The sequence below is a fragment of the Flavobacterium sharifuzzamanii genome (genome assembly GCF_003254585.1).
Lineage (GTDB): Bacteria > Bacteroidota > Bacteroidia > Flavobacteriales > Flavobacteriaceae > Flavobacterium > Flavobacterium sharifuzzamanii.
This window is the reverse complement of sequence record NZ_QJGZ01000038.1, coordinates 450,314-472,843: the sequence shown is the minus strand read 5'-3', so window position 1 is coordinate 472,843 and position 22,530 is coordinate 450,314. Positions and strand designations below refer to the sequence as shown.

19 protein-coding genes and 2 tRNA genes are annotated in these 22,530 nt (G+C 32.5%); 15 read left to right on the top strand and 6 right to left on the bottom strand.

What is annotated here, in order from left to right; translation table 11 throughout:
• Window positions 1–124 precede the first annotated feature (124 nt).
• The 4 genes from DMA14_RS12810 (at window position 125) to DMA14_RS12795 (ending at window position 1,299) form a co-directional block, all read left to right on the top strand.
• Window positions 125–197, top strand: a tRNA-Phe gene (locus DMA14_RS12810).
• 6 nt (window positions 198–203) lie between these two features.
• Window positions 204–289: transfer RNA gene (locus tag DMA14_RS12805), tRNA-Leu, on the top strand.
• Window positions 290–396: 107 nt separating this feature from the next.
• A complete protein-coding gene (locus DMA14_RS12800; RefSeq protein ID WP_111425027.1) occupies window positions 397–849 on the top strand; it encodes a DUF1569 domain-containing protein in 453 nt (150 codons plus the stop codon).
• 12 nt (window positions 850–861) lie between these two features.
• Window positions 862–1,299 carry a nuclear transport factor 2 family protein gene (locus DMA14_RS12795; RefSeq protein WP_111425026.1) on the top strand — a complete coding sequence of 146 codons (438 nt, stop codon included), beginning with the start codon at window positions 862–864 and terminating at the stop codon, window positions 1,297–1,299.
• Here the strand turns inward: DMA14_RS12795 and DMA14_RS12790 are convergent.
• Together DMA14_RS12790 and DMA14_RS12785 are read right to left on the bottom strand one after the other, a co-directional pair.
• Window positions 1,296–1,940, bottom strand: coding sequence for an endonuclease III domain-containing protein (locus DMA14_RS12790; protein ID WP_111425025.1), 645 nt, complete (start codon window positions 1,938–1,940; stop codon window positions 1,296–1,298). The two genes, DMA14_RS12795 and DMA14_RS12790, sit on opposite strands and share 4 nt — an antisense overlap.
• A 48-nt stretch (window positions 1,941–1,988) precedes the next feature.
• Window positions 1,989–2,855, bottom strand: coding sequence for an alpha/beta hydrolase (locus tag DMA14_RS12785; RefSeq protein ID WP_111425024.1), 867 nt, complete (start codon window positions 2,853–2,855; stop codon window positions 1,989–1,991).
• A 116-nt stretch (window positions 2,856–2,971) separates the two neighbouring features.
• On the opposite strand from DMA14_RS12785, the gene DMA14_RS12780 reads away from it, so the two are divergent.
• The 6 genes from DMA14_RS12780 (at window position 2,972) to DMA14_RS12755 (ending at window position 12,607) form a co-directional block, all read left to right on the top strand.
• The gene (locus DMA14_RS12780) at window positions 2,972–4,399 is read left to right on the top strand and encodes a glycogen synthase (protein WP_111425023.1); all 1,428 of its coding nucleotides are present in this window, start codon (window positions 2,972–2,974) and stop codon (window positions 4,397–4,399) included.
• Complete coding sequence (locus tag DMA14_RS12775) at window positions 4,389–5,669, top strand: glucose-1-phosphate adenylyltransferase (RefSeq protein WP_111376318.1); 1,281 nt, start codon at window positions 4,389–4,391, stop codon at window positions 5,667–5,669. Before DMA14_RS12780 ends, DMA14_RS12775 begins: the two co-directional genes overlap by 11 nt.
• Before the next feature lie 73 nt (window positions 5,670–5,742).
• Window positions 5,743–7,650, top strand: coding sequence for a 1,4-alpha-glucan branching protein GlgB (glgB, locus tag DMA14_RS12770; RefSeq protein WP_111425022.1), 1,908 nt, complete (start codon window positions 5,743–5,745; stop codon window positions 7,648–7,650).
• Between the two features lie 187 nt (window positions 7,651–7,837).
• Window positions 7,838–10,237 (top strand): glycoside hydrolase family 31 protein, encoded by a 2,400-nt coding sequence (locus DMA14_RS12765; protein ID WP_111425021.1) that lies wholly within the window; start codon window positions 7,838–7,840, stop codon window positions 10,235–10,237.
• 84 nt (window positions 10,238–10,321) lie between these two features.
• Window positions 10,322–11,131: a M48 family metallopeptidase gene (locus tag DMA14_RS12760; RefSeq protein ID WP_111425020.1), complete on the top strand. Its 810-nt coding sequence runs from the start codon at window positions 10,322–10,324 to the stop codon at window positions 11,129–11,131.
• A gap of 150 nt (window positions 11,132–11,281) precedes the next feature.
• Complete coding sequence (locus tag DMA14_RS12755) at window positions 11,282–12,607, top strand: MFS transporter (RefSeq protein WP_111425019.1); 1,326 nt, start codon at window positions 11,282–11,284, stop codon at window positions 12,605–12,607.
• A 91-nt stretch (window positions 12,608–12,698) separates the two neighbouring features.
• Here DMA14_RS12755 and DMA14_RS12750 read toward each other — a convergent pair whose 3' ends face one another.
• The 4 genes from DMA14_RS12750 to DMA14_RS12735 are packed head-to-tail and all read right to left on the bottom strand — an operon-like array spanning window position 12,699 to window position 15,582.
• A complete protein-coding gene (locus DMA14_RS12750; protein ID WP_111425018.1) occupies window positions 12,699–13,418 on the bottom strand; it encodes a head GIN domain-containing protein in 720 nt (239 codons plus the stop codon).
• 19 nt (window positions 13,419–13,437) lie between these two features.
• Window positions 13,438–14,496 (bottom strand): hypothetical protein, encoded by a 1,059-nt coding sequence (locus tag DMA14_RS12745; protein WP_111425017.1) that lies wholly within the window; start codon window positions 14,494–14,496, stop codon window positions 13,438–13,440.
• A complete protein-coding gene (locus DMA14_RS12740; protein WP_111425016.1) occupies window positions 14,480–15,013 on the bottom strand; it encodes an anti-sigma factor in 534 nt (177 codons plus the stop codon). Before DMA14_RS12740 ends, DMA14_RS12745 begins: the two co-directional genes overlap by 17 nt.
• Before the next feature lie 14 nt (window positions 15,014–15,027).
• Window positions 15,028–15,582, bottom strand: a complete 555-nt coding sequence (locus DMA14_RS12735) for an RNA polymerase sigma factor (protein WP_111425015.1) — start codon at window positions 15,580–15,582, stop codon at window positions 15,028–15,030.
• 274 nt (window positions 15,583–15,856) lie between these two features.
• Between DMA14_RS12735 and lon the strand changes: the two genes are divergently transcribed.
• The 5 genes from lon to DMA14_RS12710 all read left to right on the top strand — a co-directional run bounded on the left by lon (window position 15,857) and on the right by DMA14_RS12710 (window position 22,366).
• Window positions 15,857–18,310 (top strand): endopeptidase La, encoded by a 2,454-nt coding sequence (gene lon / locus DMA14_RS12730; protein WP_111425014.1) that lies wholly within the window; start codon window positions 15,857–15,859, stop codon window positions 18,308–18,310.
• 142 nt (window positions 18,311–18,452) lie between these two features.
• Window positions 18,453–19,472, top strand: coding sequence for a type IX secretion system protein PorQ (gene porQ / locus DMA14_RS12725; protein WP_111425049.1), 1,020 nt, complete (start codon window positions 18,453–18,455; stop codon window positions 19,470–19,472).
• A 106-nt stretch (window positions 19,473–19,578) separates the two neighbouring features.
• The gene (locus DMA14_RS12720; protein ID WP_111425013.1) at window positions 19,579–20,184 is read left to right on the top strand and encodes a murein L,D-transpeptidase catalytic domain-containing protein; all 606 of its coding nucleotides are present in this window, start codon (window positions 19,579–19,581) and stop codon (window positions 20,182–20,184) included.
• Window positions 20,185–20,226: 42 nt separating this feature from the next.
• A complete protein-coding gene (cmk, locus tag DMA14_RS12715; protein WP_111425012.1) occupies window positions 20,227–20,919 on the top strand; it encodes a (d)CMP kinase in 693 nt (230 codons plus the stop codon).
• A gap of 70 nt (window positions 20,920–20,989) precedes the next feature.
• Window positions 20,990–22,366: a nucleoside permease gene (locus DMA14_RS12710; protein WP_111425011.1), complete on the top strand. Its 1,377-nt coding sequence runs from the start codon at window positions 20,990–20,992 to the stop codon at window positions 22,364–22,366.
• The last annotated feature ends 164 nt before the right edge of the window (window positions 22,367–22,530 follow it).

The window sequence follows — 22,530 nt, the reverse complement described above, 5'->3', positions numbered from 1 at the left end:
CGCCTGCGCAGATGGTACTGCATTATTGTGGGAGAGTATGTCGTCGCCTTTCTTTTGAAAAACCCTGTTTTTTTTAACGGGGTTTTTTATTCTAATCTTCACTTATAGAAATATGAGTGATAATGGTACCTTAGCTCAGATGGTAGAGCAATGGACTGAAAATCCATGTGTCCCTGGTTCGATCCCTGGAGGTACCACATAATGCTCGGATGGTGAAATTGGTAGACACGCTGGACTTAAAATCCAGTGAACAGCAATGTTCGTGCGGGTTCAAGTCCCGCTCTGAGTACTAAAACTTCAATTAGCTTTTGCTAATTGAAGTTTTTTTTTGGGATTAAATTGAGATCAGCCTCTAAATTTTATATTTTTACTTTGTTATTATAATATTTGTAAACTATGCAAAATGTTTTTCTGAAAGAAGATTGTGATCAATTTGTAAATAGAGTGAATCAGCTTAAATCTGATTCTAGACCACTTTGGGGTAAGATGTCTGTTGACCAAATGTTAGCTCATTGCAATGTAACGTATGAAATGGTCTATGATAATATTCATCCTAAACCAAATGCTTTTATAAAACTCCTTTTAAAATTATTAGCTAAAAATAAAGTAGTGAGTGAATCTCCTTATCCAAAGAATATTAGTACAGCTCCACAATTTATTATTAAAGGCGATCGTGATTTTGAATTGGAAAAAAATAGATTGATTTTATATATTCAAAAAACACAAGAATTAGGAGAAAAAGAATTTGAAGGGAAAGAATCTCTTTCATTTGGTAAACTGTCATCTAAAGAGTGGAATAATATGTTTGCAAAACATCTGGATCATCATTTTTCTCAATTTGGTGTTTAATATCTAAGAATTATGAGAACTTACGCAATTATCTTATTTTTTCTTTGCGGATTATCATGTAATGCTCAAAAACAAGAAGCTCAAAAATGCATTGAATCTTTTTTTGAAGGATTTCATCAAAGAGACTCAACAAAGATTAAATTAGTTTGTGCAGATAAAATGATTTTGCAATCCATTAGCGAAAGTACTGTAAAAGGGAATAAATTGTCTAATGAAAGCGCAAAAGAATTTTATAAATCTATTGCTTCAATTCCTGCAAGCATGAAATTTCAGGAGAAAATTTTAAGCTATAATATTCAGATTGATGGTAGTATGGCACATGTTTGGGCTCCATATGAATTTTATATCAATGATAAATTGAGTCATACAGGAGTGAATGCTTTTACATTATTTAGAGAAAAAGATTCCTGGAAGATTATTTATTTAATTGATACTAGAAGGAAGAGTTAGATTACTTCTGTATTATAGTAAAGGCAAATGTCTGCTAATAGGCATTCAAGACATTTAGGTTTTGGTCTGCAGGTCTCTCTTCCTAAAAAAGAAATTGCCATTCCTATTTCTGACCAAATATTCTTAGGAAGAACTTGCATTAAATCTTTTTCTACCTTATTACCATCTTTACTTTCTTTTATAATTCCGATTCTCGGGGCAACACGGATAACGTGTAAGTCAGCAATAATTCCTTCTGCGGGTTTATTTGTTTCTCTTAGTATAACATTTGCAGATTTTCTTCCAACACCTTTTAGAGCTGTTAATCCAGACATTGTTAGAGGAATATTTGCATCTTCTTTAATAGTTTTTGCTATATCTAGAATCCATTGAGCTTTTGTAGTGTAATTTCGAACTTTAGTAATATGTGATGTAAAAGTTTCTATATTGGTTTGTGATATGCTTTTTAGTGTTGGATATTTTTCGAATAATTTAGGTGCTATAGTATTTATATTGGCATCAGAATCTTGTGCTGAAAGTATAACCATTACAAGCAATTGATAAGTGTTATGATATTCCAGAGGATGCTTTTTTCCTTTGTATTTTTTTAAAATGGGCTTTAATTTTGTTTCCCAATCCGAAGTCTGTTCAAATAAATCCATTTTCTTAAAGTTTAAAATATTGATAATTAGTTTTTTATATTTATAAATTTACGGATTTTGTATGAATTCGAGAATTTTTTTAATTACACTATGATTTCCTAATATTTTTCTGTGTCCAAGTCCTTCAGTTAAAAACAAGGTACCATTTTTAAGGTTTTCATGAATATGTATTCCTGCTTTAACTGAAACTTCAGGATCGTCTTTATCATGCATAACCAAAACGGGGATTTCTACTTTCTGAGCAGCTTTATAAGCTGAAAAATCATCCATTTTAACTTGGTACATACTTTCAAAATAATCTCTTAGATGTATGCTAATTTCTTTCTTCAATCCTAATTTAAAAGTAAATTCATCTAAAATATCCTGAACAATATCACCACTTCCTAAAATTACTGCTTTTTCTACTTTAAGTCCATCTTTAATAGAATTAAGAACAGACATTCCACCTAAAGAATGGCCTATTGCAATTTCAAAAGGGCCAAATTGTTTTTCAATTTCTAAAATTGAAGCTATAAATTCAGACATTATTGACGTTTGCCCTTTTGATTTTCCATGTGCTGGTGCGTCAAAACTAACTGTTGAATAGCCATTTGCTAGAAGTTCATCCGCGATTTTAAAAAGTTGAGTTCCTCTTCCAGACCAGCCATGAACCAATAATACTTTACGTTGGCTTTTACCATATACATAAGTGACTACGCTTTTATCAATAGTAGGAACATAAACTAATTTTTGCTGACTTTGTGAATCCATTTCCAATTCGCGTTTTGGAACTTTGTGCTTTATTGGACTTGTGAAAATTTTTGCAGCAAACTTTGTAACTAATTTAGTTGATATAAAAGCGCAAATTTTCGCAGAAATTATAATAATATTCGGAATTTTTAATGATTTAGTAGGATTAATTGCCTTTTTTGCCATTTCAATAAAACTGATTTAAAAGAAGGATATTGCTTGTTTTTTTGCTAAATTTAAAAAGCATAAAAATAGCATTTAAATGATTGCTAGTTATCTATAATCATAAATTAATTTCTTGAATGGAAATATTTCATATTAGTGCAGAATGTTATCCTGTAGCAAAGGTTGGAGGCTTGGGAGATGTAGTTGGTGCATTGCCTAAATATCAGCAATCTGCAGGAAATGATGTTAGAGTTGTAATTCCTTGTTATGACACGAAGTTTAGACATGAAAATGATTTTGAATGTGTTCATTGGGGAACAGTTAAATTAGGAGATTTTAATTTTCCGTTTAGCGTTTTAAAGGAAACAACAAATAAATTGGGATATGAGCTGTATTTAATAGAAATTAATGAATTATTCACTCGTCCGAATGTTTATGGCTATGAAGATGATATAGAAAGATTTTTATCTTTTCAAATTGCAACACTCGATTGGATTATAGGACGTAGTAAAATTCCAGATATTATTAATTGCCATGACCATCATACAGGAGTTATTCCGTTTTTGCTTCAATTTGCTTATAAGTATGAGAGTCTAAAGGATGTAAAAACAGTCATAACGATTCATAATGGTTTGTATCAAGGATGGTTTGGTTTTGATAAGTTATATTATCTGCCAGAGTTTGATTTGAAACATGTTGGATTTTTAGAATGGAGCAATTCGATAAATTCTTTGGCAGTAGGAATCAAATGTGCAAATGCAGTGACTACGGTTTCTCCAAGTTATTTAAATGAAATTAATATTTCTGCCAATGGTTTAGAATCTCTGTTTAATTCTGTCCGAAATAAATCACGAGGAATTTTAAACGGAATTGATATTGAAGTTTGGAATCCGATGAAAGATCAAATGATTGAAGAAAATTATTCGATTGAAGATTTTGAAATAGGAAAACAGAAAAATAAAGAAAAACTCTGTGAAGAGTTTGATTTAGATCCTTCAAAACCACTGTTTAGCTTTATTGGGAGATTGTTTGAAGAAAAAGGAGGCGATTTGCTCCCGCATGCTTCTACTTTGGCTTTATCAGAACATTTCGAAGAAATTAATATTTTGATTTTGGGATCAGGGAATGCAGAAATTGAGTCACAGTTGATTCAGTTGCGAAATGATTATAAAGGAAATTACAATGTTTTTATAGGTTATAATGAAGAATTGGCACATTTGATTTACGCAGGTTCAGATTATATTTTAATGCCTTCTAGGGTTGAACCTTGCGGATTAAATCAGATGTATGCGATGCGTTACGGAACAATTCCGATTGTTAGAAGAACGGGAGGATTGAGAGATACGGTTATTGATTTTGGAGATGAAGGAAACGGAGTTTGTCATGATCAAGCTTCTGTGGCTGATATATGCTATTCAATAAATCGTGCGGTTAGGTTGTATGAGGATAAGATAAACTTTAATAAAGTTTTAAAAAGAGGAATGTCAGCAGATCATTCCTGGGAAAGAGTTTGCCAAGAATATATCGAAATATACAACTTAATAATTCAGCAAGATGAAATTTAAAAAGAAAAATGTAGTCGCCATTATTTTAGGAGGTGGACAAGGTTCACGTTTATTTCCATTGACAGAAACAAGATCAAAACCGGCCGTTCCGATTGGAGGAAAATATCGTTTGGTTGATATCCCGATTTCGAATTGTATCAATTCTGATATTTTTAAAATATTTGTTTTGACACAGTTTAATTCTGCATCTCTAAATGCCCATATTAAAAACACTTTCAATTTTAGCATTTTTAGCCAGTCTTTTGTTGATATATTGGCTGCTGAACAAACTCCAGACAATCCAACTTGGTTTCAAGGAACGGCTGATGCTGTTAGACAATGTATGTCTCATTTTTTGAAACACGATTTCGACCACGCTTTAATTCTTTCTGGGGATCAATTGTATCAAATGGATTTTAATGAAATGCTAGAAGCTCATATTGCTGCTGATGCTGAAATTTCTATTGCAACTTTACCCGTAAATGCAAAAGATGCTCCTGAATTTGGTATTCTTAAAACCGATCACGAAAACAATATTCATGCGTTTATAGAAAAACCTCATGCTTCCTTATTGCCTGAGTGGGAATCTGAAGTGAGTGAGCAAATGCAGGAAAAAGGCAAAAAATATCTAGCTTCGATGGGAATTTATATTTTCAATAAGTCATTGCTGGAAGAATTAATGGCTGATCAAGAAACGAAAGATTTTGGTAAAGAAATTATTCCGCAATCTGTTGGAAAACATAAAATACTAAGTTATCAATATGAGGGATATTGGACTGATATCGGAAATATTGAATCATTTTTTGAAGCCAATATCGGTTTAACAGCAGATATTCCTGAATTTAATTTGTTTGATAATGAAAATAAAATCTTTACAAGGCCAAGATTACTGCCGCCATCCAAATTTAGAAATTCAATTATCAATCAATCTTTAATTTCTGAAGGTTGCATTATCAATGCGAAAGAAATCAAAAGTTCGGTTATTGGAATTCGCTCAAGAATTGGAGAAGGAACTGTTTTAGAGAACTGCTATGTTATGGGGAACGATTTTTATCAAGATCTTGATGAAATGAACCATGAAAGCAGTATTAATAAAATTCATGTCGGAATTGGCGAAAACTGCTTTATAAATAACGCTTTGATTGATAAAAATGTGCGTATTGGAAACAATGTTCATATTAGCGGAGGAAAACATTTAGACAATTTTACCAATGAATTGTATAGCATAAAAGATGGTATTGTTGTTATTAAAAAAGGAGTGACGCTTTCTGATAACTTTAGAATTGAATGACCAAAATGAAACTTCAATAATAATAATCCCGATAGCTATCGGGACTAAATCTCAATTGCCTTAAAAAATAAATATGACTAAAGTAATCGCACATTCTCTTTTTACTGATTTTGATATAGATTTATTCAAAGCCGGAAAGCACTTCAGATTATATGAAAAATTAGGGGCTCATTTAACTGAGGTGAACGGAGTTAAAGGTATTTATTTTGCTGTTTGGGCTCCAACGGCTCAATCTGTTTCTGTAATTGGCGATTTTAATTATTGGACACAGGGCGAACATAATTTAAATGTGCGCTGGGATTCTTCGGGAATTTGGGAAGGATTTATTCCTGATATTTCGAAAGGAGCGCTTTATAAGTATAAAATTCAATCCAATATCAATGGCGTAATTACAGAAAAGGCCGATCCCTTTGCTCGTTATTGCGAAAAACCTCCTCACACAGCCTCTGTAGTTTGGGATTTAGATTATAAATGGAAAGATCAAAATTGGATGCAGAAGCGTCAGGAATATAATGCATTAGACAAACCATATTCAGTTTATGAAGTGCATTTAGGATCTTGGAAAAGAGCAGAACATAATCGGTTTTTGACTTATTTGGAACTCGCAGATGATTTAGTCAAATATGTAAAAGAAACTGGCTTTACGCATGTTGAGTTCATGCCTGTTATGGAATATCCGTATGATCCTTCTTGGGGATATCAATTAACTGGATATTTTGCTCCGAGTTCACGCTTTGGCAAACCACAGGATTTTATGGTTTTGGTGGATCGATTGCATCAGGAAGGAATTGGAGTAATTTTAGATTGGGTTCCGTCTCATTTTCCAGATGACGCGCACGGTTTAGGTTTTTTTGATGGTTCTCATTTGTATGAACATCCCGATCGTAGAAAAGGTTATCATCCAGATTGGAAAAGCTTAGTTTTCAATTATGGAAGAAATGAAGTTCGTGCTTTCCTAATAAGCAATGCCGTTTTTTGGCTTCAAAATTATCATATTGACGGACTCAGAGTTGATGCTGTAGCTTCGATGCTTTATTTGGATTATTCTCGAAAAGAGGGCGAATGGGAAGCCAATATTTTTGGAGGAAGAGAAAATCTCGATTCTATAAGTTTTCTTAAAGAATTTAATGAAGTAATTTATTCTAATTTTGATGGAGTTCAGACTATTGCAGAAGAAAGTACTTCGTTTCCAATGGTCTCAAGACCGACATCTATCGGAGGTTTAGGTTTTGGAATGAAATGGATGATGGGGTGGATGCACGATACTCTTAAATACTTTCAAAAAGAAACGGTCTATAGAAAATATCATCAGAATGAATTGACTTTTTCGATGACATACGCTTTCACTGAAAATTTCATGCTTCCGTTTTCGCATGACGAAGTTGTGTATGGGAAAAATTCCCTCATTTATAAAATGCCAGGCGACGAATGGCAACGTTTTGCAAATTTGAGATTGTTATATGGCTATATGTTTACACATCCAGGAACAAAACTTTTGTTTATGGGAGCCGAATTTGGTCAAACTTCTGAATGGAATTTCGAACAAAGTTTAGACTGGCATTTGCTGCAGTATGATTTTCATTCTGGAATAAAAAGATTGATTACAGATTTGAATCAATTGTATAAATCACAGCCTGCATTATATGAAAAGCAATTTAGAAGCGATGGTTTTGAATGGATTAATTATTCAGATCATCAGAATGCTATTTTGTCTTATATCCGAAAAGGAAATAATCCTGATGAAAATTTGATTGTGGTGTGCAATTTTACTCAAGTTGTGCGAGAAAATTATAGAATTGGCATTCTTAAAAAAGGGAAATTGCAAGAGATTTTTAATAGTGACGCTGTAATGTATGGTGGAGGCGGTGTCGAAAATTCTAAAGCATTAAAAATTGAAACAATCGCTTATGATGGAAGAGATTTTTCTGCAGCATTAATTTTACCGCCTTTAAGTGTTACCATATATTCTTTGATTGAATAAAAAATCTTGAACTGAGATTTTGTCATTATATCGTTTCAAAATTATCAAATTGCTGATTTTTTCTTTTGTAATTTGAAACTCATTCAGAAAAAACGTTTTCGTTAATAAACCTTTTATTCATAGGGTGTTACGAACTTTTTTTGTATGTTTGAAAAGAAGGAAAATGTTAAATTAATTCATTCGAGATATGATTACAAACACATCATTAGAATACAAAGGCGATTTATATCCATCAAAAATTGTCTCTTATGAACATGAAGGAGATTCTATTTTCTTTAATACGGATAACAAAGTAATTTTAAAAGTTACTATTCTTCGTGATAGTTTAATCCGATTTCGTTTTACTACAAAAGGTTATTTCAGTAACGACTTCTCATATGCTATCGATAAAACACAGCTTCACGGTTATAATTTCTTAGAACTTACAGAAGAAGAAACGTACTTCCAGATTAGGACGAGTAAAGTAAAATGTAAAATCCAAAAAGCAGATCTTCGTCTCTCCATTTATGATTTAAACGATTTTCTAATTCTGGAAGATGAACTTGGTTTTCATTGGGAAGAAAGCTACGAATATGGCGGAAATATTGTAAAAATGAGTAAATACTCCAAAGATGGAGAATGTTATTACGGTCTTGGAGATAAAGCCACTCAAATGAATCTAAAGGGTAAGAGAGTAGAAAATTTTGCTACAGATCAATATGCTTACCAAAAAGATCAGGAACCTTTATATAAAGTTGTTCCGTTTTACATTGGCTTGCACAACAAACAGTCTTATGGAATATTTTTTGACAATACTTTTAGGACTTTCTTTGATTTTTGTCAGGAAAGAAGAAATATTACCAGTTTTTGGGCAGAAGGTGGCGAAATGAATTATTATTTCATTTACGGTCCACAGATGCAAGATGTCGTAACTACTTATACTGATTTAACAGGAAAGCCAGAATTACCGCCACTTTGGGTTTTAGGTTACCATCAATGCAAATGGAGTTATTATCCAGAAAGTAAAGTAAAAGAAATCACTTCAAAATTCAGGGAACTTCAAATTCCGTGTGATGCCATTTATTTGGACATTGATTATATGGACGGATTCAGATGTTTTACTTGGAATAAAAACTATTTTCCAGATCCAAAAAAGATGGTCGCTGAACTGGCTGAAGATGGTTTTAAAACCGTTGTAATCATCGATCCAGGAATTAAAATTGATAAAGATTATTGGGTTTATAAAGAAGCTTTAGAAAAAGATTATTTCTGTAAAAGAGCTGACGGTCCTTATATGAAAGGAAAAGTTTGGCCAGGAGAATGTAATTTTCCTGATTATACAAATCCCGCAGTTAGAGAATGGTGGGCTGGTTTATTTAAAGAACTTGTTTCAGAAATAGGCGTAAAAGGAGTTTGGAATGATATGAATGAACCTGCTGTAATGGAAGTTCCAAATAAAACATTTCCAATGGATGTTCGCCATTTTTACGATGGAAATCCTTGCAGTCATAGAAAAGCACACAACATTTACGGAACACAAATGGCAAGGGCGACTTATCATGGTGTAAAACGATTTGCTTATCCGAAACGTCCTTTTGTCATTACAAGATCGGCTTATTCAGGTGCGCAGCGTTACACTTCTTCTTGGACAGGAGATAATGTGGCCACTTGGGAACATTTATGGATTGCAAATATACAGGTGCAGAGAATGTCTATATCAGGAATGGGATTTACAGGTTCTGACATTGGAGGATTTGCAGAACAGCCTTCTGGCGAGTTATATGCACGTTGGATTCAGTTAGGCGTTTTTCATCCATTTTGCAGAACACACTCTTCTGGAGATCATGGAAATCAAGAACCGTGGTCATTTGATGAAGAAGTGATTAATATTACCCGAAAATTTGTTAGTCTTCGCTATCAATTGCTTCCTTATTTATATACGATGTTTTGGCAATACATTGAAGAAGGAGTTCCAATGCTGAAACCGTTAGTTTACTTTGATCAGGACGATACGCAGACCCATTATCGAAACGATGAATTTATCTTTGGAAACCAAATTCTAGTTTGTCCAATACTTGAACCTAACGCTGTAGGTAGACGTATGTATATTCCTAGAGGAGAATGGTATAACTACTGGACAAATGAGCTTTTTATTGGAGGAAGAGAAATCTGGATTGATAGTAAATTTGATGAAATTCCTGTTTTTGTAAAAGCGGGCGCCATTATTCCTAAATATCCAGTTCAGCAATATGTAGGCGAATTAGAATTTGATGAACTGACACTTGACGTTTATTATAAAAACGGTAAAGAGCAATCAGCAGTTTATGAAGATGCTCAAGATGGTTATGATTATAAGAAAGGGCGTTACAGCTATTTGTCATTAAGAAATATAGGAAAAGAAAAAGAGCTTATCATTCAGCTTCATAAAGAAGGGAAATACGAAACACCATATTCTAAATATAAAATCAATTTAATTGGGCTTCCATTTAAAGTGACAGAAATTGAAATTGATAATGAAAAAATTGAGTTTGACAAAATTAATTTTGATTTAAATCATTTCTTGATTATTGATAAAGAGTTCAATGAACTTCATATTGTTGGCGAATAGTCAAATTTTGATATTTTTTTGATTTATCGTATAAAACATTTTATCTTTTTTAATCGTATTTTTGTTATAAAAATAGCTCGAATTATGAAAAAATATGTGTTTTTAGGGGTTTTTGGAGCACTTATGATGGGTTGTGCAACAAATCCAATTACAGGGAAACAAAACTTGAATTTTGTTTCAAATAGCGAATTGTTTCCATCTTCTTTTCAGCAATACAGCCAGTTTTTAACTGAGAACAAAGTTATTACCGGAACAGCAGATGCAAAACTTGTGGAAACGGTAGGGTTTAAGATCAAGGCAGCTGCAGAAAAATATTTAAATTATTTAGGTCAGACGCAATACTTAAAAGATTATCGCTGGGAATATAAATTGGTGGATAATAAAGAAGTAAATGCTTGGTGTCTTCCTGGCGGTAAAATTGTAGTGTATTCTGGGATTCTTCCAGTAACGCAAAATGAATCAGGTTTGGCAACCGTAATGGGACACGAAGTTTCGCATGCTTTAGCAAATCATGGAGCACAAAGAATGTCTGCAGCGCAATTACAGCAAATTGGTGGTGCAGCGCTAGGAGCAGCCACAAGCGGAAAATCTGAAGCAACTCAACAGATATTTGCACAAGCTTACGGAATTGGTTCTGAAGTTGGTGTCATGCTTCCATTTAGCAGAAGCAATGAAAGTGAAGCAGACAAAATTGGTTTAACTTTAATGGCCATTGCAGGTTATAATCCAGATGATGCTGTAGCATTCTGGAGCAGAATGGCTGCTAAATCTGGAGGGGCTTCTACACCGGAATTTATGAGTACACACCCTTCTGATGCTACAAGAATTGCCAATATTAAAGCCTTAATTCCAGAAGCAAAAGCAATTGCGCTTAAAGTTGGAACGATAAAATAATACATAAAAAATATATTTAAAAGCTATTCTTTGGAGTAGCTTTTTTTGTTTTAGTACACTTCATAATTTAATAATGTACGATTTGAATAAATTCTATTTGTTTATCGTAAAAAATGGATAAATTCGTAGCCTATTAACAAAACCATTTCTATGAAAAACCTACAAAAAGGAGATAAGAAGCTTTTAAATGCTTGGGCATTTTATGATTGGGCAAATTCAGTTTACACACTTACAATCGCTTCGGCAGTATTTCCAATTTTTTATGAAGCTTTATTCAGCGATCGTGATCATTATATAGATGTTTTCGGTCTTCATCTAAAAAATTCGGCATTAATTAGTTTTATCACAGCGGCTGCCTTTTTGGTTGTTTCATTCATTTCTCCTTTGTTATCTGGAATTGCAGATTATGTAGGTAATAAAAAATCCTTCATGAAATTTTTCTGTTACATGGGAGCTTTGTCATGTATGGGTTTATATTGGTTTAATCTTGAGAATATATATGTCGGATTAGCATTTTATTTCCTTGGATTATTAGGATACTGGGGAAGTTTAGTTTTCTATAATTCTTATTTACCTGATATTGCTTTTGAAGAACAGCAAGATAGAATTAGTGCTAAAGGATATTCTTTAGGATATATAGGAAGTGTTATTTTGTTAATCATCAACTTAGGAATGATAATGAAGCCAAAAATCTTTGGAATATCAGGAACTGATGGAGAAGCAGCTATGAAAGCAATGCGTTATTCTTTTGTAATGGTTGGAGTTTGGTGGATTTTATTCAGTCAATATACGTATTACTATTTGCCAAAAGGAAGCAAAGAAACAGGGCAGAAGCTAACAAAATCTGTAATATTTAATGGATTTAAAGAACTAAAAAAGGTTTGGGGTTTATTACAGAATAATATCCCTTTGCGACGTTATTTAGGAGGTTTTTTTGTTTCTAGTATGGCTGTTCAGACTGTAATGCTTGTGGCAACTTATTTTGGAGCTCAGGAAATTCAATGGGAAACTAAAGAGCAAAGCACAATTGGTTTAATCATTTGTATTTTAATTATTCAATTAGTAGCTGTTGTGGGTGCAGTTTTAACTTCAAGAGCATCTGAAAAATTTGGTAACGTTCCAACTTTGATTTTTATAAATGCAATTTGGGCAGTATTTTGTGCTTTGGCTTATTTTATAATCTTACCAATGCATTTTTATGTAATGGCCACAGTAGCAGGATTTGTAATGGGAGGAATTCAAGCTTTATCACGATCTACATATTCAAAACTATTGCCAGAAACAGAAGATACTGCATCATTCTTTAGTTTTTATGATGTAGCAGAAAAGATTGGAATCGTAATCGGAATGTGTGTTTACGGAATTATTGACCAGATTACAGGAAGTCCGCGTGCGGCGATTGTGATTCTGGCGATATTCTTTGTAACTTCAATTTTCCTTTTAAGAAGAGTACATAAAAAAGACGTTTCAAATTAATTGAAACGTCTTCTGTAATAAATAATATCACGAATTGCAAGGATTGTTTGATTGATGATTTCTTTTGTAATTCGTGATATTTTTTAGAAAATTAACCTTTTGTAATAGTTCCAGATCCAGAAACTTTTACATCTCTTTTCTCAGGATTTCCTATATATTTTATATTCCCCGAACCAGCAACTCTTGCAGTTATGCTTTCGGCACAAGTTACTTTGCTATTTCCCGATCCAGAAACATTTGCTTCTACAACTTTAGATTTTAAGCTTGAAGCATCAATGTCACCAGAACCAGAAAGTTTGGTTGTAAGTTTATCTGCAGTTCCTTTTAAATTAATATTTCCAGATCCGCTTACGTGTAACTCTAAATTATTTGTGTCAACTGGCAGATTAAAATTTCCTGAACCAGATAATTTTACTGCAAGGTTATCATTTTTAATTACGTCTTTTGACTGTATGTCTCCTGAACCAGCTAAACTTAATTCTGAAATTTTCTCAAATGGAACGGTAACCTGAATTTTACCATTACTTGTACGTATTTGAGTTCCTTTTTCTACATAAATTTTTAGCGAATTATCTTCAACTTCAACTTTGATCACAGCTAGTAAATTTTCTTCTCCTTTAAGGGTGATTTTTCCCTCTTTTCCAGACACTAAGTCCACATCAAAAGAACCTGCTATTTTAATACCGTCGTAATCTCCAGTAGATCTTGTTTCAGTAACTATCTTTCCGTTACCTTGTACTTTGTTTTGCGCATTTACTACACTATTTGTAAAAAACGCAGTTAATGCTAATAGTAAAATTGATTTTTTCATTGTTTTGATTTTTAGATGATTATTTTTTTGTCAGTGAAATATTTCCGTAGTTTGAATTGATATTGATTTTGTTTTGGCCTTTTTTCTTGTAAAAGCCCGCAATTCTTTTGCTATTACTTTTGACTTCAGAAACTGAAACTTCTAGAGAACTATCATGTTTGATATTCGAATATCTCGCCGAAATGTCAAAGTCAAAAGCGTAGTTTGGGACGTAACCAATTGTAATGTCTGTATATCCTGAGTTTATACTAATATTTCCAGCTTTTTCAGTCACTGTTCCAATACTTATTTTACTGTAATTCGTATCGTAACTAAAGTTACTTGACATTTCTCCAATAATAAAAGTTAAATAATTTCCTGAACCGCTTAAAGAATTGATTTTTTGAAATTTAAATGTGCCATAACTACAATCAGCTTTAATGTTTTGACCGTCATTTAGATTGATATCTGTATAGTTTGCATTAATATTTAGGTTTCCAGAATCATTAATTTTAAGATTTGAATATCTAGCATCAATATTTCCTGCTTTTATATACTCTATACTTGAATTTTGGCAATATTGAATGGAAATCTGATTACTAGACCCGTTTAATTTTCCCAACACAACTTTTCCATATTTGCATTCAATATCTGTAGAAGATTCTGCATTTGGAATCGAAATATTTCCATATTTATTGGCAAGTTTAATTGTCCCATTTTTAGGAATTTTAATAATATAGTTGATTTCAAAACTGTTATTACTTCCTTTACTTTTAACATTAGAACTTCCTAACGATGTTACAGCAGTAACCATGTTTTTAAGAGCTGTGATATCCACATCAATGCTGTTTAAACGTTCATTAACCCAATTTTCGTTTGGTCCATTTACTTTTATGGTAATGTCAAGATCAATTTTATCTTCGTCCCAAGTCGTTACAGTAATGCTTCCGTATTTGTTATCAACATCGATTCCTGCGTTTGAGTTCACGATATACGTTTTTTTAATGTTTTTTTGTTTTGTTATAAAAGAGTCATCGTTTGAAAATCCTAAAAAAGGAATCAAAAGAAGTAAGATGAGTAAATTATAGTGTTTTTTCATTAGAGGTGTTTTTTAGTTTTTCGTTGTCTTCAATTCTTTTTAAAACGGTTTGTAAAAAAGAAATACGTGTTTGTAGATTACTTATCATTGCATAAATAATCTGTTTATTCTCGCCATTTTTCTGCAATTCGTTTATGATTTTTTGATAATCAGCATCGAAAGTTTTCATCTGCTTCATTGCATCATTAATAATCTGCTGATTTTCTGGCGAATTTTTCTCTTTCAACTTAACCAGTTCGTTATCAATTAGAATATTGAAAATAGAATCGGTACGTTTAGTTTCCTTAGAAGCAAATTTGAATTCTTTTGGTTTTTCATTTTTATAAAAAAGAGAGACTCCAAGCATCAATACAATGGAAGCGGCAATAGCTGTCACGTACCAATATCTTTTTTTAGGCTCTTTTTTGTTTAGTTTTTGAAGAAAATCCATCTGATGATCTGGATTTAACTCCTGAATATCCCATTGATTTTCAAATCTGTTGAATAATTCGTCTAAGTTGTCTTTTTCATTTTTCATAATTCCAATTCATTTTATATCTCTTCCAATTTTTTTCTCAAACTATCCTTGGCTCTGCTCAAAGTTGTTCTGCAATTTGCGTATGTGATGTTTAAAATTTCGCAGATTTCTTCTTGATCATAACCTTCTATATAAAAAAGCGTCAGTACCATTCTGTAATTGTCTTTCAGCTGCAGAATAGTATCTAAAACTTGTTTTACTTTTAAAGAGTTTAAGTCAATGTTTTCAGAAATAATTCCGTCGTTTTCTTCAATTTTATAAAGCTGTTTCGTTAAATCTTCTACGTGAAAAGAGTTGTTTTTCTTGTAAAAATCGATGCTATAATTGATGATTATTCTTTTTAACCATGCTCCAAAAGCCACTTCTTGTTTATAGTCATTGATTTTTGTAAAAGCTTTTAAGAAACCTTCCTGCATGACGTCTTGTGCAAAATGTTCGTCTTTTACAATACGAAAAGCCACATTATACATCGCTTTACAATAGCGATTGTATATTTCAAATTGCGCTTTCTGATTATTGTTTTTACAAAGCGCAATCAGTTCTTCGATATTTTGGTTGTTTATATTCAAGTAGTGGCTTTTGGTTTTTATTAATGACTTTACTTTTTTTTGTTTGTTACACTTTTATAAAATTAATTTTATTTTTTTTCAATTTCATTAGACCGAAAGTGAAAATATAATTTTTAGAACTGACTTCTTTTGCTTTTGGCATAATGATTGTCTATTTTTATGCCCTATCTTGTAATTGAAAGACGAAACTCGTTTTCAGTAAAAACTTCAATAAGGAATACTCCTTTTACAGGTAGCATAACAATTTTAATGACAAAACGACTTATATTTTATTATGTCAAACCATAAAATACTTACTATTGACAATCTGTCACTTCAAGAATTTGACTCAGAGGCAGAATTAATTCCATTATTGACGCCAGAAGACGAGGAGGAAATGAATAATGAGGAACTTCCTGTTTCGCTTCCAATTCTACCTTTACGTAATACTGTATTGTTTCCGGGAGTTGTTATTCCGATTTCTGCTGGAAGAGATAAATCTATTAAATTGATTAATGATGCAAATGCTGGTGGAAAAATCATAGGTGTTGTATCTCAAATTAATGAAGAAGACGAAGATCCGTCAAAAGATGATATTCATAAAGTAGGAACTGTAGCGCGTATTTTACGTGTGCTTAAAATGCCTGATGGAAATGTTACGGTTATTCTTCAGGGTAAAAAACGCTTTGAAATTGACGAAGTTGTTGCTGAAGAACCATATATGACAGCAACAATCAAAGAAGTTGCTGAAGAGCGTCCAGACGAAAATGATACTGAATTTACAGCCATTTTAGATTCTGTAAAAGAATTAGCGATTCAAATTATTAAAGAAAGTCCAAATATTCCTTCGGAAGCTACTTTTGCGATTAAAAACATTGAAAGCCAATCATTTTTAATCAATTTCGTATCTTCTAACATGAATTTATCAGTAAAAGAAAAACAAGGTCTTTTATCGATAAATGGATTAAAAGAGCGCGCTTTAGAGACTTTACGTTATATGAATGTTGAACTTCAAAAATTAGAATTGAAGAATGACATTCAATCAAAAGTTCGTTTTGATTTAGATCAGCAGCAAAGAGAATATTTCCTTCACCAGCAAATGAAAACCATTCAAGAAGAATTGGGCGGTGTTTCTCAGGAAGAGGAAATGGACGAAATGGGGCAGAAGGCGAAAACTAAAAAATGGGATGAGAAAACGCAGAAACATTTCGAAAAGGAATTGTCTAAAATGCGTCGTATGAATCCGCAATCTCCTGATTTCGGAATTCAACGTAATTATTTAGAGTTGTTTTTAGAATTGCCTTGGGGCGAATATTCTAAAGATAAATTCGATTTGAAACATGCTCAGAAGATATTAGATAAAGATCATTTCGGTCTTGACGAAGTAAAGAAGAGAATGATTGAGCATTTGGCAGTTTTAAAATTGCGAAATGACATGAAATCGCCAATTATATGCTTGACAGGGCCTCCAGGAGTTGGTAAAACTTCTATTGGTCGTTCTGTAGCAGAAGCTTTAGGTCGTGAATATGTTCGTATTTCTTTAGGAGGTTTACGAGATGAAGCAGAAATTCGCGGTCATAGAAAGACCTATATCGGAGCAATGCCAGGACGTATTATTCAGAGCTTGAAAAAAGCAGGAACATCAAATCCTGTATTTATTTTAGACGAGATTGATAAACTATCAAACGGAAATAGTGGTGATCCATCTTCTGCTTTATTAGAGGTTTTAGATCCAGAGCAAAACAATGCTTTCTACGATAATTTCCTAGAAATGGGATATGATTTGTCTAAAGTGATGTTTATTGCAACTTCTAATAATATGGCGGCTATTCAGCCTGCTTTGCGTGACAGAATGGAAGTAATCAAAATGTCAGGTTATACAATTGAAGAAAAAGTAGAAATTGCCAAAAGACATTTATTTCCAAAACAATTAGAAGCTCACGGATTAACTGCAAAAGATTTGACTATTGGCAAAAAGCAATTAGAAAAAATCATTGAAGGCTACACAAGAGAATCTGGTGTCCGTAACTTAGAAACTAAAATAGCTCAAGTTATTAGAAATGCAGCAAAATCTGTTGCAATGGAAGAAGAATACAACAAAAAAGTTACAGATGAAGATGTTGTAGCAATTTTAGGAGTACCAAGATTAGAGCGCGATAAATACGAAAATAATGATGTTGCTGGTGTTGTAACTGGTTTAGCTTGGACAAGTGTTGGAGGAGATATCCTTTTTATTGAATCTTTAATTTCTGAGGGAAAAGGATCATTGACTATTACAGGAAATCTTGGAACTGTAATGAAAGAATCTGCTACAATTGCTTTAGAGTATATTAAAGCAAATGCTAAGAAATTAGGTATTAGTACAGAACTGTTTCAGAAATATAACATTCATTTACACGTTCCAGAAGGAGCAACTCCAAAGGATGGACCAAGTGCTGGTATTGCAATGCTTACTTCATTAGTTTCTCTTTTAACTCAGAGAAAAGTGAAGAAAAGTCTGGCGATGACTGGAGAAATCACTTTAAGAGGAAAAGTACTTCCAGTTGGCGGAATCAAAGAAAAAATCTTAGCTGCCAAAAGAGCGGGAATTAAAGAAATTATTCTTTGCTACGAAAATAAAAGTGATATTGATGAAATTAAAGCGGAGTATTTAGAAGGTCTTTCTTTTCATTATGTAAAAGAAATGAGTGAAGTTCTAGCAATTGCTTTGACTGATCAAAAAGTTAAAAATGCTAAAGATTTGAAATAATAATTTTAAATCACAATATATAAAATCCAAATTCCAATTTTAATGATTGGAGTTTGGATTTTTTTTATTTCACATTATTTTAAGAGTTATATAATTTTATATTTGCAGTTGCGTTATTCACATATAGGTGCGCCAAAAACAAATGCTTAAAAAAGTTGTTTTATTTTTTATAATCTTAATTTGTTCGTATTCTTTCGGACAAGTTGGAGGGCGCTACACTTATCAATTTTTAAGTCTTACTACTTCACCAAGACAGGCCGCATTAGGAGGAAATGTTATTACAATATATGATGAAGACGTCAATCAAGCCATGTCAAACCCCGCTTTAATAAACGCAGACATGGACAATCATTTGGCATTAAATTACGGAAGTTATTACGGTGAGGCCTCATATGGTACAGCATCGTACGCATATACCTATGATAGGCATGTTCAGACTTTTTATGCAGGAGTTACTTATGTAAATTATGGCACTTTTGAAGGTTATGACGAAAATGGACAGGCTACTTCTAATTTTACAGGAAGTGAAGGCGCTTTATCATTTGGATACGCATACAATGTTCCGTACACAGATTTTTATATAGGAGCAACCGCTAAATTGATAACATCGTCTCTTGAAAGTTATAATTCAATTGGTGGCGCTGTTGACTTGGGTTTCTTGTATGTAAATGAAATGAATGATTTGAACTTCGCTCTTGTGTTTAGAAATATGGGAACACAGTTTACAACTTATTCAGGAATTAAAGAAAATCTTCCGTTTGAAATTGTAGCTGGTATTTCACAAGAATTGGAGCATGTGCCAATTCGCTGGCATCTTTCATTAGAAAACCTTCAGCAATGGAATATCTCTTTTTCTAATCCCAATCGTGGAGAAACCAATATTGATGGATCTACAAGTCCGGAAAAGGTTTCTTTTGTAAATAACGCTTTAAGACACGTTGCTTTTGGTGTGGAACTTTTTCCTAAAAAAGCATTCAATTTTCGTGTAGGATATAATTTTAGAAGAGGAGAGGAGTTACGAGTGGAGGAACAGCGTAATTTTTCGGGTGTCTCATTAGGTTTCGGTTTAAGAATGAATAAGTTAAAATTTAATTATTCATATTCTAGATATACATTGGCGGCTAATACAAGTCTTTTTGGTTTGACCTTGAATTTTCAGTAATTACATAAAACTATTCTATTTGGTCTTATTTATGGCGGTAAGTTTTTTTACAGAATAAAAACTTTCTTTTAAGTAAGAGGAAAATATTTCTATTAATGATCATTTAATGAAAAAAGTAATTATCATATGTCTTTTTGCTCTCGTGATTTTGGTTGGGTATTTTATAATTTTCGATAAAAATAATATTGATTTATCATCTTCTGAGTATAAAAGAATTGAAACTCATGTTACTGATATTAAAGAGCTAATTCGTAAGAATCCAAAATACAATGATAAAATTGCTTTTTTTATAGATATGAAGATTCCTTCGGGAAAGAATCGCTTTTTTGTTTATGATTTAAAAACAAATAAAATTATAGACAAAGGTTTGGTTGCGCATGGATCTGGTTCTGAAACCGGGAAAGGAGGAAAACTTCGCTTTAGCAATGTTCCAAATTCATTAAGCACTTCATTAGGAAGGTATTCTATCGGAAATCATTATTATGGAAAGTTTGGAAAGGCTTATAGATTGTATGGGTTAGATGAGACAAATAATAATGCTTTCAAACGGGATATTGTTTTTCATTATTATTATGATGTTCCATATGAAGAGAAAGATGGCTACATTTGCAATAGTTATGGCTGTCCTATGGTTAATAAAAAATACTTTGAAAGAATAGCACGATTAATTGATGATTCTAAATCAGATATTTTAATGAGTATTTATTATTAAAAACATAAAGCTTTAAAAGAATAAAAATTTAAAAATAAAAAATTGAAAAAAATTACCATTGCTATCGACGGATTTTCATCTACTGGAAAAAGTACTCTTGCAAAACAGTTAGCAAAAAAGCTAGAATATGTTTACGTAGATACAGGAGCGATGTATCGTGCGGTTGCGTATTTTGCTATGCAGCATAATTTGATTGGAGTTGATTTTTTTAAGAAAGAAGCCTTGATTGAAGCATTAGCTGATATTAAACTTGAATTCAAATTTAATGCTGATTTAGGTTTTGCGGAAATGTATTTAAATGGTGAAAACGTAGAGAAACAAATTAGAACTATTGAAGTTTCTAATTTCGTTAGCAAAGTGGCAGCGGTTTCTGAGGTTCGTGCCAAGTTAGTAGAGCAGCAGCAGGAAATGGGAACGAATAAAGCTATTGTTATGGATGGCCGTGACATTGGGACTGTAGTTTTTCCTAATGCTGAACTTAAAATCTTTATGACTGCAAGTGCTGAAACGCGTGCACAAAGACGTTTTGATGAGCTACAGCAAAAAGGTGATAATGTTTCTTATGAAGAAGTTTTGAAAAATGTTGTGGATAGAGATTATATGGACACACACCGTGAAGATTCTCCTTTGGTAATTGCTGATGATGCGATAGAGATTGATAATTCTTACTTAAATAAAGAGGAACAATTTGCAGCTGTTTTAGAATTAGTGAATGATGTTGTTAAAACAATATAATTTTTTGTAGATATTATTTTTAATGGTAGTTTTACCGCTTCATTTTTTACTTTAAAGACAATTTCACTATATGGGAATTAAAAACAGGTTAATCTTTATGAGCTTTCTTCAATTTTTTGTTTGGGGAGCTTGGCTTATAACAATTGGAAATTATTGGTTTGGAACCAAAATTTGGGAAGGAACACAATTTGGTTTAGTATTTGGAACCATGGGAATCGCTTCTTTATTTATGCCTACATTAACCGGAATTATTGCCGACAGATGGGTAAACGCTGAGAAATTGTATGGGATTCTTCATATTTTGTACGCAGCTGTTTTATTTGGAATTGCACAAGTTACAACGCCAGATACTTTTATTATAGTTATGCTTTTAGCAATGTGCTGTTATATGCCAACTATCGCTTTGAGTAATTCTATTTCTTATACTTCGCTTAAATTAAACAATAAAAACATTGTAAAAGATTTTCCGCCAATTCGTGTTTGGGGAACAATCGGTTTTATTGTAGCGATGTGGATTACTAATCTAAGCGGAAGTAAAGCAACCGAATATCAGTTTTATATTGCTGGAATAGGAGCTTTAATTCTTGGGATTTATGCATTTACGTTGCCAAAATGTGAACCACAGCGTTTGATTAAAGAAAATGCTACTTGGATTGAAACTTTTGGTTTAGAGTCTTTTAAATTATTTGCAAATTATAAAATGGCTTTGTTTTTTGTTTTTTCTATGTTTTTAGGAGGAGCATTGCAATTGACAAATGCTTATGGAGATGTGTTTTTAGATGAATTTAAACACTTTCCAAAATATGCTGATTCTTTTGTAATTAAATATTCGACTATTATTATGTCGATTTCTCAAGTTTCTGAGACATTATTTATTTTGGCAATTCCGTTTTTCTTAAGACGTTTCGGAATCAAACAAGTTATGTTGATTAGTATGTTGGCTTGGGTTTTACGTTTCGGATTGTTTGCTTTTGGAGATCCAGTTAATGGTTTGTGGATGATTATCCTTTCTTGTATTGTTTACGGAATGGCATTTGATTTCTTTAATATTTCAGGTTCGTTATTCGTAGAAAGTAATACAGATTCTAAAATTCGTTCTTCTGCACAAGGTTTATTTATGATGATGACCAATGGAGTAGGAGCAGTTTTAGGAAGTTTGACTTCAGGATGGGCAATTGATCGTTTTTTTACAAAATCATTTACTAATACAACAGAATTAGCTGGATTTTTACAAACGGATGCTTCAAATGAAAAGATGGTAGAATTTGTAAAAAGCCAAGGGAATTCAATTTCTGCGGATGGCATTTTTACAAATCCAGTTTTAATGAAGGACTGGCATACGATCTGGTTGTCTTTTGCGGCTTATGCATTGGTTATTGCAATTGCATTTGCTGTTTTGTTTAAACATAAACATGATCCGAAGGAAATAGAGAATTTGAGTCATTAAGATTGAAAATAATCTTTGATAAAATTTTGAATTTTGGCAAAGATAGTTACACATAGTAAACCCGACAGGTTTTTAAAACCTGTCGGGTTTCGTTTTTCAAGGTTCTTATGAAAACGAGACTTCCTAACCTAGCCCCGATAGGAGTGGAAATCCTTTTATGGCGG